This is a genomic window from Parabacteroides sp. 52, from assembly GCF_010500925.1.
In the GTDB taxonomy this organism is placed as follows: Bacteria; Bacteroidota; Bacteroidia; order Bacteroidales; family Tannerellaceae; genus QVMG01.
In genome coordinates this window covers 113,597-128,778 of sequence record NZ_QVMG01000002.1, presented here as the reverse complement: position 1 = coordinate 128,778, position 15,182 = coordinate 113,597, and the positions used below count along the sequence as shown (strand labels likewise).

At 42.7% G+C, this 15,182-nt stretch carries 15 protein-coding genes; 8 read left to right on the top strand and 7 right to left on the bottom strand.

All coding sequences use genetic code 11. The annotated features are described in order from the left end of the window. Nucleotides 1-110: 110 nt before the first annotated feature. Complete coding sequence (locus D0T51_RS02970; protein ID WP_163724950.1) at nt 111-356, bottom strand: RNA-binding protein; 246 nt, start codon at nt 354-356, stop codon at nt 111-113. A 330-nt stretch (nt 357-686) separates the two neighbouring features. Between D0T51_RS02970 and D0T51_RS02965 the strand changes: the two genes are divergently transcribed. From D0T51_RS02965 to D0T51_RS02935, 7 genes are all read left to right on the top strand, one after another. Beyond that, nucleotides 687-1,979 carry an inositol-3-phosphate synthase gene (locus D0T51_RS02965; protein ID WP_163724948.1) on the top strand — a complete coding sequence of 431 codons (1,293 nt, stop codon included), beginning with the start codon at nt 687-689 and terminating at the stop codon, nt 1,977-1,979. Between the two features lie 96 nt (nt 1,980-2,075). Next, entirely contained in the window at nt 2,076-2,774 is a 699-nt protein-coding gene (locus tag D0T51_RS02960) for an NDP-sugar synthase (protein ID WP_163724946.1), read from the top strand. A gap of 15 nt (nt 2,775-2,789) precedes the next feature. After that, nucleotides 2,790-3,647: a hypothetical protein gene (locus D0T51_RS02955; RefSeq protein ID WP_163724943.1), complete on the top strand. Its 858-nt coding sequence runs from the start codon at nt 2,790-2,792 to the stop codon at nt 3,645-3,647. Between the two features lie 17 nt (nt 3,648-3,664). After that, nucleotides 3,665-4,588 carry a CDP-alcohol phosphatidyltransferase family protein gene (locus tag D0T51_RS02950; protein WP_163724941.1) on the top strand — a complete coding sequence of 308 codons (924 nt, stop codon included), beginning with the start codon at nt 3,665-3,667 and terminating at the stop codon, nt 4,586-4,588. Next, nucleotides 4,581-5,309 carry an HAD family hydrolase gene (locus tag D0T51_RS02945; protein ID WP_163724938.1) on the top strand — a complete coding sequence of 243 codons (729 nt, stop codon included), beginning with the start codon at nt 4,581-4,583 and terminating at the stop codon, nt 5,307-5,309. The genes D0T51_RS02950 and D0T51_RS02945 overlap by 8 nt, the downstream gene beginning before the upstream one ends. A gap of 94 nt (nt 5,310-5,403) precedes the next feature. Beyond that, nucleotides 5,404-6,228, top strand: coding sequence for a metallophosphoesterase (locus D0T51_RS02940; RefSeq protein ID WP_163724934.1), 825 nt, complete (start codon nt 5,404-5,406; stop codon nt 6,226-6,228). After that, nucleotides 6,209-6,898, top strand: coding sequence for a hypothetical protein (locus D0T51_RS02935; RefSeq protein ID WP_163724931.1), 690 nt, complete (start codon nt 6,209-6,211; stop codon nt 6,896-6,898). Before D0T51_RS02940 ends, D0T51_RS02935 begins: the two co-directional genes overlap by 20 nt. Nucleotides 6,899-6,983: 85 nt before the next feature. Here D0T51_RS02935 and D0T51_RS02930 read toward each other — a convergent pair whose 3' ends face one another. From D0T51_RS02930 to clpB, 3 genes are all read right to left on the bottom strand, one after another. Continuing rightward, a complete protein-coding gene (locus D0T51_RS02930; RefSeq protein ID WP_163724928.1) occupies nt 6,984-7,661 on the bottom strand; it encodes an OmpA family protein in 678 nt (225 codons plus the stop codon). A 52-nt stretch (nt 7,662-7,713) separates the two neighbouring features. Beyond that, complete coding sequence (locus D0T51_RS02925; RefSeq protein WP_163724925.1) at nt 7,714-8,043, bottom strand: hypothetical protein; 330 nt, start codon at nt 8,041-8,043, stop codon at nt 7,714-7,716. Between the two features lie 111 nt (nt 8,044-8,154). Then, on the bottom strand, nt 8,155-10,743 hold the full coding sequence (gene clpB, locus D0T51_RS02920; RefSeq protein ID WP_163724923.1) for an ATP-dependent chaperone ClpB: 2,589 nt from the start codon (nt 10,741-10,743) through the stop codon (nt 8,155-8,157). Between the two features lie 194 nt (nt 10,744-10,937). On the opposite strand from clpB, the gene D0T51_RS02915 reads away from it, so the two are divergent. Then, nucleotides 10,938-11,414 (top strand): WbuC family cupin fold metalloprotein, encoded by a 477-nt coding sequence (locus D0T51_RS02915; RefSeq protein WP_163724918.1) that lies wholly within the window; start codon nt 10,938-10,940, stop codon nt 11,412-11,414. A gap of 277 nt (nt 11,415-11,691) precedes the next feature. On the opposite strand, the gene dapA is transcribed toward D0T51_RS02915, so the two are convergent. The 3 genes from dapA to ligA are packed head-to-tail and all read right to left on the bottom strand — an operon-like array spanning nt 11,692 to nt 15,158. Next, nucleotides 11,692-12,585, bottom strand: coding sequence for a 4-hydroxy-tetrahydrodipicolinate synthase (dapA, locus tag D0T51_RS02910; protein ID WP_163724916.1), 894 nt, complete (start codon nt 12,583-12,585; stop codon nt 11,692-11,694). 51 nt (nt 12,586-12,636) lie between these two features. Beyond that, nucleotides 12,637-13,158 carry a glycosyltransferase family 9 protein gene (locus tag D0T51_RS02905; RefSeq protein WP_163724914.1) on the bottom strand — a complete coding sequence of 174 codons (522 nt, stop codon included), beginning with the start codon at nt 13,156-13,158 and terminating at the stop codon, nt 12,637-12,639. Then, nucleotides 13,155-15,158 carry an NAD-dependent DNA ligase LigA gene (ligA, locus tag D0T51_RS02900; protein ID WP_163724911.1) on the bottom strand — a complete coding sequence of 668 codons (2,004 nt, stop codon included), beginning with the start codon at nt 15,156-15,158 and terminating at the stop codon, nt 13,155-13,157. Before ligA ends, D0T51_RS02905 begins: the two co-directional genes overlap by 4 nt. Nucleotides 15,159-15,182 lie beyond the last annotated feature (24 nt).

Here is a 15,182-nt window from a genome sequence, read left to right as displayed (position 1 = left end):
ATTTGCGCACAAACGTATACAAAATATCTTTACAAAAAAATGAGGAAACAGAAAAATACATTTCCATTTCCTCATTCAAATGATATCTTTTAAAGCCTGAGGCTAAAAGATTAACCTCTCGGCGTAGCTTCTTTAACTACCATTTGACGACCTTCGAATTCGGCGCCATTGAGTTCTTCAATCATGTTTTTAGCTTCTGCATCATTAGGCATTTCAGCGAAAGCAAAACCTTTAGAACGACGAGTATCACGATCAATAATTAACTTTACAGAATCTACTGTTCCATACTCTTCCAAAACTTGTTGTAGATCTGATTCTCTAACCCGGTAATTCAGGTTACCAATGTAAATGTTCATACAAAAAATATATAAATAATTAATTAAATAAACAAGGATGGTTTTGGTAGTGATCTGTAGACTGCAAGAATATCCCAAATAACAAAGGTAAATCCAGAGAATAAGAACAATAAAAAAACTATCTTTTGTTTTCGGAGGCAAAGAAAGGCATTTAAGTTGAATTGCGTACTATAAATTGTATTTTATTTTCTACTTTAAACACCAGAATGCATCAACAAGACATATTTTATCCCTATTTTGACCAAAATATATTAGCGATAAAGTCTTTCAAAATCATTAATATCTTATACTTTTGCAGTATTATTACAAAACTTATAAAAATATTAGAAAATGGAAGTAAAAGAAGCAAGTGGTAAACTAGGTATTCTTGTTGTAGGCGTGGGAGGTGCTGTATCCTCAACGTTTATTACAGGTACACTAGCAGTCCGCAAGGGGTTGAGCACCCCCATTGGTTCACTGACCCAATTAGCTACCATTCGTTTAGGCAAACGGAATGAAAACCGTTTCCCAAAGATCAAAGACGTAGTGCCATTAGCAGATTTGAATGATCTGGTATTTGGGGGATGGGATATATTTTCTGAAAATATCTATGAGGCCGCAGTACATGCAGAGGTCTTGAAAAAAGAGGACATCGAGTGTGTAAAAGACGAATTGGTGGCCATAAAACCCATGCAAGCGGTTTTCGATCAGGATTTTGTCAAACGTTTACATGGTACCCATGTCAAGACCGGCAAAAACCGTTGGGAACTGATGGAACAGGTGCGTGAAGACATCCGCAACTTTAAGCAAACCCATGCATGCGACCGTGTTGTTGTCATGTGGGCTGCCAGTACTGAAGTTTATATTCCATTAAGCGATGAACATAAAAGCCTGGCTGCTTTTGAAAAAGCGATGAAAGAAGACAACAAAGCGGTTATCTCTCCCAGCATGTGTTATGCCTATGCTGCAATAGCCGAAGGTTGTTCGTATATTATGGGAGCTCCGAACTTATGTGTCGACACCCCTGCTTTATGTGAGTTCGCCTTGAAGATGAACGTACCCATCGCTGGTAAAGACTATAAAACCGGACAGACTATGCTTAAAACGGTTTTGGCCCCGATGCTTAAAACACGTATGTTAGGTTTGGAAGGCTGGTTCTCTACAAATATCCTGGGTAATCGTGACGGAGAAGTATTGGACGATCCGGGATCATTCAAAACAAAAGAAGTCAGCAAATTGTCTGTTATCGATACCATCCTGCAACCGGACGTTTATCCGGAACTGTATGGAAACGTTTACCATAAGGTACGTATCAACTATTACCCTCCGCGCAAAGACAACAAAGAAGGATGGGATAATATCGACCTGATAGGCTGGATGGGCTATCCGATGCAGCTGAAAGTAGATTTCCTTTGCCGTGACTCTATCCTGGCGGCTCCTTTATGCCTGGATTTGGTACTGTTGGCTGACTTATCTCAACGTTGTGGCTTCTCGGGTATTCAGGATTGGCTATCGTTCTACTTCAAGAGTCCGATGCATGCCGAAGACCGGGTTCCGGAACACGACTTATTCATCCAACACACCATTCTGAAGAATACGCTTCGGAAAATCATTGGAGAAGAAACGATAGACTACTTAGACTAAATAAATAAAGAACCGTAGATCGCTTTACACTTCGTTAAGCGATCTACGGTTCTTCATTCTTTCTTTTCTCTGTTCTTCATTCTTAATTATATAAAAATGGATTATGCAATTATTGCAGCCGGTGAGGGTTCGCGTTTAGCCCAGGAAGGGGTTAAATGGCCTAAACCGCTTGTGCGTTTAAACGGTACCATACTGATAGACCGGCTGATCGATATTTTCTTGAAAAACGGTGCTACCTCTATCAATATCATTGTAAACGAAGAGATGAAAGAAGTACAGGATCACCTGAAAAAGAAAACATTGCCTGTCCCCTTTCACCTACTCATAAAATCGACTCCCAGCTCTATGCATAGTTTTTATGAGATAAGCCGTCATTTAAACAGCAAGCAAATTTGCCTGACTACGGTTGACACCATATTCAAAGAAAAGGAATTCACAGCTTACATACAGGCGTTTCTTCAGGAAACAAACCTGGATGGACTTATGGCCGTAACCGATTATATAGACGACGAAAAGCCTTTATATGTAGAAACAGACGAAAAATTGTTTATCCGTAACTTCCTCGACAAGGCCAATCCTTCTTGCCGTTATATTTCCGGAGGCATCTATTGCCTGAGAGAAAGAGGGATTGCCGTATTAAACAAAGCAATAGCCGCTGATATTTCTCGCATGCGTAACTACCAACGCCAGTTAATTACGGAAGGGTTAACACTGAAAGCCTATCCTTTCAGTAAAATTATCGATGTCGACCATGCGGAAGATATAATTAAAGCAGAGTCGTTTCTTAAGTCATAAACAAATAAAATAAAGATGAGCCCATTTACCCTTGCAGGCATACGAAGAGGTAATCAATTCTCTCCCAATCATATCGGCAACGACGCTGCCATATTTTCTTTAACAGTAAAACATTTGCAGGCATACGGATGCACAGTGAATGAATATACCGAATCCGACCTTATCGTTCAAGATCTACAGGAAAATATCATCTTCAATATGGTACGCGACTGGAATTCGATCCGCAAACTGCAACAGATGGAAGAACAAGGCCGTATCGTTATAAACTCAGGATACGCTATTGAGAATTGCACCCGGGAGAAAATGACCCGCCTTTTGATGGAAAACAACATCCCCCATCCTACCAGCCTGATCTTCTCTACACAAGAAGATCCGACCGCTGCACTGGAGAAGGCAGGATTATATAATTGCTGGATCAAAAGAGGAGACTTTCATGCAGTACACCGGGAAGATGTCACTTATGTAAGAAATCCGGAAGAGGCCTGCTCTATCTTTAAAGAATTTGCCATACGGGGCATTCCCTCCGCGGTGATCAATGCGCATTTAACTGGTGACCTGGTAAAGTTCTATGGCGTGAGAGGTACCGACTTCTTTTATTGGTTCTATCCGTCCGACATCCATCACAGTAAATTCGGATGGGAACAAATCAACGGAACGGCAACAGGTATTCCTTTTCACGGAACCGATCTGCATAAGTTATGCAATAAGGCAGCTGAGGTTTTAGGCATATCTATTTACGGAGGAGATTGTATTGTCTCCCCAGATGGAAATATGCAACTTATAGATTTCAATGACTGGCCCAGCTTTGCTCCGTGCAGGGAAGAAGCCTCTCAATATATCGCTCAACACATATGGCAATCGGCCAATAAGTAATTTGTAGAAACGGCAAGATGAAAGAAAAAAAACAAATACCCAGCTTAGAATCTACCCTCAAATCCCTGGATACCGAAGAATGTATCGATATCTATTTCTACCGTCCCATCGGATACCGTTGGGCTATTTTTTTTCATAAACTGGGCGTATCCCCCAATGCAATCACCATTGCATCTATATTTATAGGCATAGCTGCCGGCATATGTTATTACTTCGACAGCCTGACAGTGAATGTGATCGGTATGTTGCTTCTGATCTGGGCCAACTCCTATGACAGCGCAGACGGTCAACTGGCGCGAATGACCGGACAGAAAAGTCAACTGGGACGTATCCTGGATGGGGCTTGCGGGGATCTTTGGTTCATCACCATCTATGCGGCTATCTGCCTGCGTCTTATGCCGGAATGGTCGCTATGGATCTGGATATTGGCAGCGATAGCGGGATATTCCCATACCAAACAAGCTGCGATGGCTGATTATTACCGGAATATACACCTCCTGTTTTTAAAAGGTAAATCCGGTAGTGAGCTCTCTTATTCCCCCAACCTGCAAGAGGAATATCAGAAATTAAGCTGGAAACACGATTTTATATTCAAGGCATTCGAATGGTTTTATATCAACTATACGGTTGGACAAGAGCGTCTCTCTCCTCAATTTCAAAAGATGATGGCGCTCATTCGGGAGAAATACAAAGGAGAAGCCCCCGAATGGTTCCGTACAGCTTTCCGGGAGAAAAGTCTTCCCCTGATGAAATACACCAATATGCTCTCTTTCAACACACGTATCATCGCTTTATTTATAAGTCTTTTTATCCGTATACCCTGGTTGTATTTCGCTTTTGAATTGACCGTTTTAAACGGCATGCTGATCTATATGGTATGTACACACGAACGTATTTGTCGGGAATTCACTAAACAATTAGAGACTGAAGAAAATGTTTGAGGCAAAAAAAGTAAAAGGTATTATATTCGACTACGGGGGAACGATCGACAGTAACGGAATGCATTGGGCCGAAGTTATCTGGATGGCTTACGAAACATTGGAGATCCCTGTCAACAAAGAAACCTTCCGACAGGCTTACGTCTACGGAGAAAGGACTTTAGGCAAAAACCCGATCATACAACCACACCACACTTTTCTGGATATGTTACTACTGAAAAGTGAACTGCAAATACAATGGTTACAGGAACAGGGGCACTTATCCTCTCACACCCTGCCGGCCTTTCTTCCGGCAAGAATAGCGGACTGGTGTTATGCCTATGCCCAAAAAGCAATTAATGCCGCCCGCCCTCTATTGGAGCATCTGGCCAAAGAATACCCCTTAGTACTCGTTTCCAACTTCTATGGAAACATCGAATCCGTATTGAAAGACTTTCAGTTAGAACACCTCTTTGTGTCGATTGTAGAATCCGCAGTCGTGGGCATCCGCAAACCCGATCCCGCTATCTTCGCATTGGGAGTAAAAGAACTGGCCTTACCGGCAGAAAACATCCTTGTCATTGGAGATTCACATGATAAAGATATAATCCCAGCCCAAACAATCGGATGTCAGACAGTCTGGTTAAAAAGTATCGGATGGAGCGATTACAAAGGAGATGAAACAGCCGATGTCATAATCTCTGATTTTACCGAGTTGAATCATTTCTTCCCTATACGCGAATAAAAGCATTTTATTTAAACTACATTTTACTTAAAAACAGCCATTATCGTTGCATAAAGACTGTTACCTTTACCTTTTTAATAAAGGCTGAATAACTATGTATAAAAAGATTCTTTCTTTCTCCGTTTTTCTTTTATTCGTTTCTTGCGATCTCTTTGATTATCACCCCTATGATGGAAAAATCGATTTCGGTTTAGGAAAAGACGAAAACATACGTAATATCCCCCTGATTGAAAGTGCCTGCCACAGGAAAGACACCATCCGCTTTGTCTGGTTTGGTGATTCCGGACGCAGCTTGGATGAGTTGGAACTCTTTGTCAAACACATCAACCAAAAGGACTCCATTGACTTCGGCATTCACGCAGGAGATTTGGTAGAATTCGGTACAACCAAAGAATATGAATGGGGACAAGAGATTTTGAGTAAACTCCATTTTCCGTATGTAGTCATTATAGGCAACCACGATATCATCGCAAACGGAGACAAGATATACGAAAAGATGTTCGGTCCTCAGAACTTTTCTTTTATCGCCCAGGATATACTGTTTTTATGCTTAAACACCAATGCGATCGAATACGACTACTCCAACCCCATACCCGATTTTAGTTTTATCAAAGAGACCTTGGAATATGGCGATGTAAACAGCGAATACCCTCGTTTCCGACGAACGGTGGTAGCGATGCACGCCCCTCCCCAAAATGAACAATTCAATAACAATGTGGCAGATATCTTTCAGGAAAAGATCAAAGAGTTTCCTGCCCTGCAATTTTGCTTGCACGGACATACCCATAACTACAAGGGACCAATCTATTTCTTTGAGGATGAGATCCCCTATTATTGTTGCGACAATATGGGCAAACGCAGTTATTTATTATTTACCATAACCCCTGACAGCTATACCCATGAACGTATCTACTTTTAAGAAAAGCTTTTTTATTCTTTTTCTTTTTATCTGTCCCATTGGTTTATCGGCACAGGAACAGACGGATTCGGTCTACATCCGAAGTCGCTACGAGAGACGGATAGAAGCCTACACCTATCTGTGGGACGCACTTATTCCCAAATATACAAAGATACAATTCGCCGGTTCCATGGGTATGTTCTCTTTCGGTGGAGGTTGGAATTACGGGAAAAATCATTGGGAGACCGATCTCTTATTGGGATTTGTCCCCAAACAGACCTCCAATGTACATAGCGATAGAGCACTGAGTGAACTCAATCCGTTGATCACATTCACCCTCAAACAAAATTATATCCCCTGGCATATTCCTGTAAACGAGAACATCACTTTTGAACCGTTGTCCTGTGGAATCTATTTCAACACTTTATTAAATGGAAACTTCTGGTCCAAACAACCCTCCAAATACCCGGAAGGATATTACTTTTTTTCAACCAAAATACGCACCCTTCTCTTTCTGGGAGAACGTGTCACTTTCAAACTCAATCATAAATACAAACACAATAAATCCATCACTCTTTTTTATGAAATAAGCACCTGCGATTTATATTTATTATGCGCCGTACAAAACGCTTATCTCAAACCCAAAGATTACCTGAGTTTATCCCTCGGAGTAAAGCTGCAAATATTATAAAACATTCCACCAAACACCCCTCATACGAATAAAAAAGGCTGCCCAACCGAGCAGCCTTTTTTATATAATTAAGATGTTTAATTCTTTATCTTAATGTACCTTCTTGTGCTTCTTGTAACATCTTTTCATTGGCCATGATAAGAATTTCCACACGACGGTTCAACGAACGACCCTCTACTGTACTATTGTCAGCAACAGGTTCATGAATACCTTTTCCTTCATAGGTCATACGACTCTGCATAACACCTTGTGATAATAAATAATCATATACACTTTTCGCACGCTTTTCCGACAAAGTCTGATTGTAATCAACCTTACCTGTATTGTCTGTATGTCCGATCACCTTAATGTATGTATCCGGATTTGTTTTCAGCGTGTTTGAGAAATTATGCAACGCATTTTTAGAGGCATCGCTTACCGTACTTGAATTCGTGGCAAACAGAATACCGGAATCAAATGTAATCTTCAAAGCTTCTCCGTCATTCACTGTTTCTACAGTAGCATCCGGAACCGTCTCTTCGATTTGTTGTTTTTGCTTATCCATTTTCTTTCCGATCAATGCACCGGCAGCCCCTCCAACGGCCGCACCAATGATACTACCCAAAGCGGTATTACCTGCAATGGCACCTACACCGGCACCTACTGCCGCACCACCACCAACACCGATTGCTGTACCTTTTGCTGTGTTATTCCATGTACCACAACTACTAAAAACCAACGCTACACTGAGTAGCATAACTGACACTAATTTTGCACTTTTCATTTTACTTTTTTTAATAAACGGTTGTATTTATGTTTTTGTTTATAACAGCGTTTCAGTCGAACATGTTTATCGAATCACAATATTCCAGTTCTCCTTGTACTATAAAAGTTATTTCTTCCGCTTCAAATTTACCTACTTCGTCTTTTTGAGCGTTTTTAATTACATATTGAACCAATTCGTCTTCATCAATTTCTATGTCGCTTTCATCCTCATCCGACTCATCTGTCAGATAACCTTTGGCATCATAGAAATCATAAATCAGATCTACAATATAATTGATATCGTCGTCACTGAATTTGCCTTTCAATTCCTGAGGAAGATAGTTCTGTATAAATTTGACAGAATCGTCTTCATCATACATAAATTCGTCTTTCGTACTCATAATATTTCTTTTTATGGGTTTTACAGGACAAATATACGACTAAAAACAAAACAACTGGCAAAACAATTAAAAAGAACCGCTCTTTACACAAAAGACTGAATGATCCGTCAATTAATTGGTAAACACCAATTCTTCCCCTTCCCTGTCAATACGAATCGGACGGTCCCGATCGATCTTCATGGCCAGGATTTGCTTGGAGAGTTCATTGAGCACCCGCTTTTGTATGACACGTTTTACCGGACGGGCACCGAATTGCGGATCGAAGCCTTCATCGGAAAGCAAACGAATTGCAGCCTCTGTAAATTCCAATCGGATTCCGTTCTGCATCAACATCTTCTGAACGCCATTTAATTGCAGGGTTACAATCTGACGAATCTCTTCTTCATTCAGAGGGGTGAACATGATGATTTCATCGATACGGTTCAGAAATTCGGGACGAATCGTCTTTTTCAATAGTTCCAACACCTGTATCTTCGTTTCATCCATGACTTTTTCCCGGTTTTCGGCCGTTATCTTTTCAAAGTTCTCCCGGATCAACGAAGAACCCATATTACTGGTCATAATGATAATCGTGTTCTTGAAGTTGACCACACGTCCTTTATTGTCCGTCAATCGCCCATCATCCAATACCTGCAAAAGGATATTGAATACATCGGGATGCGCCTTCTCTATCTCATCAAAAAGAACGACCGAATAAGGTTTGCGGCGGATAGCCTCCGTCAACTGCCCCCCTTCATCATAACCGACATATCCCGGAGGGGCACCGATCAAACGGGTGGCACTGAATTTCTCCTGATACTCACTCATATCGATACGGGTCATCATATTCTCATCATCAAACAGATATTCCGCCAGGGCCTTGGCCAATTCGGTCTTGCCCACCCCTGTCGTTCCGAGGAAGATAAACGAACCTATCGGACGTTTCGGGTCCTGTAATCCGGCACGACTGCGACGCACGGCATCGGCTATGGCCGTTATGCCTTCTTCCTGCCCCACCACCCGACTATGCAATTCGGCTTCCAGGCTCAGGAGTTTGTCTTTCTCGCTCTGCATCATTTTATTTACCGGAATGCCCGTCCAGCGGGAGACCACATCGGCTATGTCTTCACTATCGACCACCTCTTTAATCATCGCCGAAGCACCCTGCATCTCATGCAGTTTCGCCTGTACCTCTTGTATTTCTTCTTTTTTTACTTTGATCTTACCGTAACGCAGTTCGGCCACCTTCCCATAATCCCCTTCCCGTTCGGCTTTGTCAGCCTGGAACTTCATATCTTCAATATCGATCTTATTCTGCTGGATCTTATTGACCAGGTCTTTTTCGGTTTGCCACTGCGCTTTTTGTATCTTCTCTTCTTCTTTGAGATCTGCAATCTCTTTATATAAAGATTCCAGTTTGGCTGTATCATTTTCCCGCTTGATGGCTTCGCGCTCAATTTCCAACTGCTTGATACGACGAGACACCTCATCCAGAGATTCGGGAACAGAATCGACCTGGATACGCAGACGAGCGGCGGCCTCATCCATCAGGTCGATGGCTTTATCGGGCAAGAAACGATCGGTTATATAACGCGAAGACAATTGCACTGCAGCAATAATCGCATCGTCTTTAATTCGTACCTTATGATGATTTTCATACTTCTCCTTCAATCCACGCAGGATAGAGATGGTATCCAGCTCATCCGGTTCTTCCACCATCACGATCTGGAAACGACGCTCCAGGGCTTTGTCTTTCTCAAAATACTTTTGGTATTCATCCAATGTAGTGGCACCGATCGAACGCAATTCGCCACGGGCCAAAGCGGGTTTCAGGATATTGGCCGCATCCATCGCCCCTTCTCCTTTCCCTGCTCCTACCAAGGTGTGAATCTCGTCAATAAAAAGAATGATTTCTCCCTCGGACTGGATAACCTCATTGACTACCGACTTCAGACGTTCCTCAAACTCACCCTTGTATTTGGCCCCGGCAATCAGGGCACCCATATCGAGAGAGAACAATTGTTTGGTCTTCAGATTCTCCGGTACATCGCCCCGTATGATACGATGAGCAAGTCCTTCGGCAATAGCCGTTTTACCCACGCCTGGCTCCCCGATCAGGATCGGATTATTTTTCGTTCGCCGGCTCAGGATCTGTAAGACACGCCGTATCTCATCATCACGACCGATCACCGGATCCAACTTTCCGCTACGCGCGCGTTCATTCAAATTGATAGCATATTTACCTAGGGCGTCATAGGTATCTTCTGCCGACTGGCTGGTGACTTTATTGCCTTTACGCAATTCCTCTATAGCCTGGCGCAGTTCTTTTTCCGTCACCCCGGCATCTTTCAAGACCTGCGAAGCCGTACTTTTCTCTGTAAATAAAGCAAGGATTATCGGTTCCAGGGAAACATACTGGTCTCCCATCTTACCTGAATAATCAATAGCTTGCTGCAATACCGCATTCGATTCCCTGGAAAGATAAGGTTCACCACCCGACACCTTCGGGTAGGATTCTATCTGGCGATCCAATACCATATTCAGATTCTGGATATTCACGCCCAGTTTCTGAAACAAGAAATTCGTTACACTTTCACCCGTCAGAATGACAGCTTTTAATAAGTGAACAGGTTCTATCGCCTGTTGGTTAGAATGGGTAACCAACTGCACTGCCTGTTGAACTGCCTCTTGTGCTTTGATTGTAAAGTTATTCAAATTCATATCTTTCTGTTTATTTATTTTATCCGTATTCTCTTATATTCTATCCTTTAAACTGCAAAACAAATGCCAACCCGAAATAATGCCATTTTGACACTCCTTCCTTTCTGAATCCACTTTCTTAAAAACAATTCCGGAGAATGAATGGTTCTCAAAAGTCTTTTGTACTTTCGCAGACAATGCAAAACAGAATAAACATGAAGGTCATCAACGAAGATTTACTCAACCAGACAACCAGTCTGGCTAAAACAAACCCGCGCCGCAGAATGAATTACAATTTCCACGAAAAGCCGGAAACCCCCATAAACCGTTTACTCAATGCGATGGAACCCGACACCTACGTACGTCCCCACCGCCATTTGCATCCGGCCAAAGAAGAGATTTTCCTTATTCTTCGGGGCAAGGCTCTTCTTCTGCTCTTTGACGCAGAGGGCAATATCACCGAAACACTGCTCTTAAATCCACTGGAAGGAAGTTATGGTGCCGAATTAATGGCTGGCGTATGGCATGGTCTACTCGTTTTGGAGTCCGGCACCGTATTATATGAAATCAAAAATGGTCCTTTTACCCCTCTTGCCACCGAAGACATGGCTCCCTGGAGCCCTGCCGCCGAAGAAACGGAAGAAGTTCAATCCTATATGAAGCAATTGAAACAGCAACTTTCTCTTCCGTAAATCTGCTGGAAAATAAAAGTGCCGATAGCTGTCGACACTTGTGCTGATAATTGTCAGCACAATTGCCGATATATATCGACACAATTGCTGATATATATCGGCAATTATATTTAGTACGGATTTTTATCTTCTAATCGGTTGAGATTGGAAGATTTGTAACTGGAAAGTATCTCAGCGAGGGCTTCCCAAAAATGCAATGCTTGCCCCCCTTTTCGGAAAGATCCATAAAAAAAGGCATCCTTTGGGGGGATGCCTTTCGTTTTATTTTGTTATTCTGTTAGCATTTAATATTCAGTTCCCGCAATACATCACGAATCTTTTCGAAAGTAACGATTCTTGTCGGAACCAATGGGAGGCGAAGTTTATTGTTGATAAAACCCATCATATGAAGCATACTCTTCACACCCGCCGGATTGCCGTCTACAAATAAAAGATCGAACAGTTCGGTAAAGCTATGATGAATGGTACGGGCACTATCGTAATCGCCCGATAGAGCCAGGCGAATCATACGACTGAACTCCCGCGGGAAGGCATTTCCTATCACAGAGATAACACCGACTGCTCCTAAGGTGGCCAATGGGAAAGCGATACCATCGTCTCCGGAGATCACATCGAAGTTTGCCGGTTTATTCTTGATAATATCATCCATTTGGGTGAAATTGCCTGAAGCCTCTTTAATAGCTACTACATTCGGGAATTCACGGGCTATACGCAAGGTTGTTTCCGCCGTCATATTGACACCTGTGCGTCCCGGCACATTATACAATACAATAGGCAATCGGGTAGCTTCCGCAATGGCTTTATAATGTTGGTAAATACCTTCCTGGGAAGGTTTGTTATAGTAAGGAACAACAGAAAGAATAGCATCGATACCTTCAAAACTATCCTTTTTCAATTTTTCCACAAGGGTACGGGTACAGTTACCACCTACTCCCAAAACAATTGGTACGCGTCCCCGCACGCGGGTTATAATAAGATCAGTGATCTTCTTCTTTTCTTCTTCTGTTAATGTGGGTGTCTCAGCCGTTGTACCTAAAACGACTAAATAATCGGTACCATTCTGCAACTGGAAATCGACCAGTTTGCCTAACGCCTCATAATCTACACTGTCATCTTCATTGAAAGGAGTAATCAGAGCTACTCCCATTCCTTTTAAGTTTATGTCCGCCATAGGGAAAATATTCCTTTTGTAGTTTTGCCACGCAAAAATAAGCAAATAATATCATTTAGAACGGATAGTCTGTAAATAAAATATAATCTGTCCAAACAAATACATTAAATCGTCCCGATCTGTCACAGATAATGAAAAATCATACATATCCTGTTCTTTGCGTTTGAGTCCCACCTTAAAGCAAGAAGGGTGTTGAAGCATTATATATTTCATTGAATAACAACCATCTCCCGTCAGATCAATTAAGACATCAGCCTTGATATCGTTTACCTGCCGGCTGATTTCCGCGAGAGGAAAGCCCCAACGGTTGATATCTTTGTTTTCGTAGATCATTTGATACGAATCGTTGGCTTCCAAAGGATTCTTACGGGAAACATACAAGCAGACCTGTACATTTTTCTTCAACATCCGCAAAGTCTCCAGGCAAGGTTCTATCTTATCTTCATCTTTGGCTTCGAAAAAGATCAATATGTTATGCGCCTCTTTCAAGGAACGGAAACAATGCTTTCTACCCACAGCCACTGTAGCCTGTTTCTCTACATTTCTTTTTATAAAGTAATTATTCAGTATCATTCGTTCAAGAAGTTTAAAAATTCATCTTCACTCCATATCTTCACACCCAATTTGGTCGCTTTCTCCAGTTTTGCCGGTCCCATATTATCACCGGCCAGGATATAATCCGTCTTTCCGGATACCGACCCACTGTTTTTGCCTCCATGTTGTTCGATCATCGCTTTGTATTCGTCGCGCGAATGCCGGGAAAAGGTTCCACTGATAACCAGGGTTAGGCCTTTCAATTTATCCGAGCGTTGGGATAAAAGCTCTTCGGAGATAATCATCTGCAATCCTTCTTCTTTCAGCCGACGAATCATCTCCCGGTTACTCTCGTCTGCAAAATAAGCAATCACACTCTGTGCAATACGTCCACCGATCTCATCAACTGCAGTCAGTTCCTCCTGAGATGCTTTTTCCAGGTTGTCCATCGACTGAAAAGCATAGGCCAGTCGTTTAGCCACTGTCTCACCTACATAACGAATGCCTAATCCATACAATACCCGTTCGAAAGGAACGGTTTTCGATTCACGTAAACTTTCCATCAGGTTACGGGCACTTTTATCCGCCCAGCGCTCCAATTGCAACAGATCGTGTATGGTCAATGTATAAAGATCGGCCACGTTTTTCACATAACCGACATTGTAGAGGTCGTCCACTGTCTCCGGTCCCATATTTATATTCATAGCCCGGCGGGTCACGAAATGTTCGATCCTTCCTTTTATCTGCGGAGGACAACCCGATTCGTTCGGACAATAGTGTGCTGCTTCACCTTCAGGACGAGTCAACGGCGTATTACATTCGGGGCAAACAGGGATAAAGCGCACCTTATCACCCATCATCATCCCGCGTGCCTCCGTATCCACTCCGACAATCTTCGGAATGATTTCTCCTCCTTTTTCGACAAACACCTGGTCGCCGATATACAGATCCAGTCCTTCTATAATATCCGCATTGTGTAAAGAAGCGCGCTTGACTGTCGTACCAGCCAATAAAACCGGTTCCAGATTGGCCACCGGAGTGACAGTCCCTGTTCGTCCTACCTGGAAAGAGACTGAGTTCAACCGGGTAACCGCCTTTTCAGCTTGAAACTTATAAGCGATAGCCCAACGCGGGCTTTTAGCCGTAAACCCAAGGTTGCGTTGTTGACGAAGGGCATTCACCTTCAACACAATGCCATCCGTCGCCACAGGTAAGGTTTTGCGTTCTACATCCCACTGCTTTATATAATCAAAAACATCTTGTAAAGAATAACACCTGCGTATCACATCCGGCACTTTAAATCCCCAACTACGGGCAGCCGTCAGGTTTTCATAATGACTTTCTCCGGGTAAATTCTCTCCCAATATATAATAAAAATAGGCATCCAGTTTACGGGAAGCCACAACAGCTGGGTTCTGTTGTTTCAATGTGCCTGCCGCTGCATTACGCGGATTAGCGAAAAGAGGTTCTTCCTGCTCCTCGCGTTCCTTGTTGATGCGGTCGAATTCCGCCCAGGGTAATAAGATCTCCCCACGTATTTCAAAGCTATCGGGATAATCATCTCCCATCAGTTGGAGAGGTATAGAGCGGATTGTCTTTACATTGGCAGTCACATCATCCCCACGGGTACCGTCCCCACGGGTAACAGCACGTACCAACCGTCCCTTTTCGTACGTCAACGAGATAGAGCTGCCGTCATATTTCAGTTCGGCAACCAATTCGAAAGGTTCGTTCAATGCCCTTTCCACACGGTCGTAGAAGTCTCCTATCTCCTCTTCCGAATAAGTATTGCCTAAAGAAAGCATCGGATAGACATGGGCTACCTGTTGAAATTCCTTAGATAGATCGCTTCCCACACGTTGGGTAGGTGAATGCGGATCGGCATACTCCGGGTGTTGTTCTTCCAGGAGTTGGAGAACTTTCAATTTTTCATCAAATTCACGATCGGAAAGAGTAGGATTCGACAAAACATAATAGTTGTAATTATGTTGGTTGAGTTCGTCACGCAGCTGCTTTATCCTTTTTTCTGTCTCATTCATACAGGCGCCATTATACATTAGGTA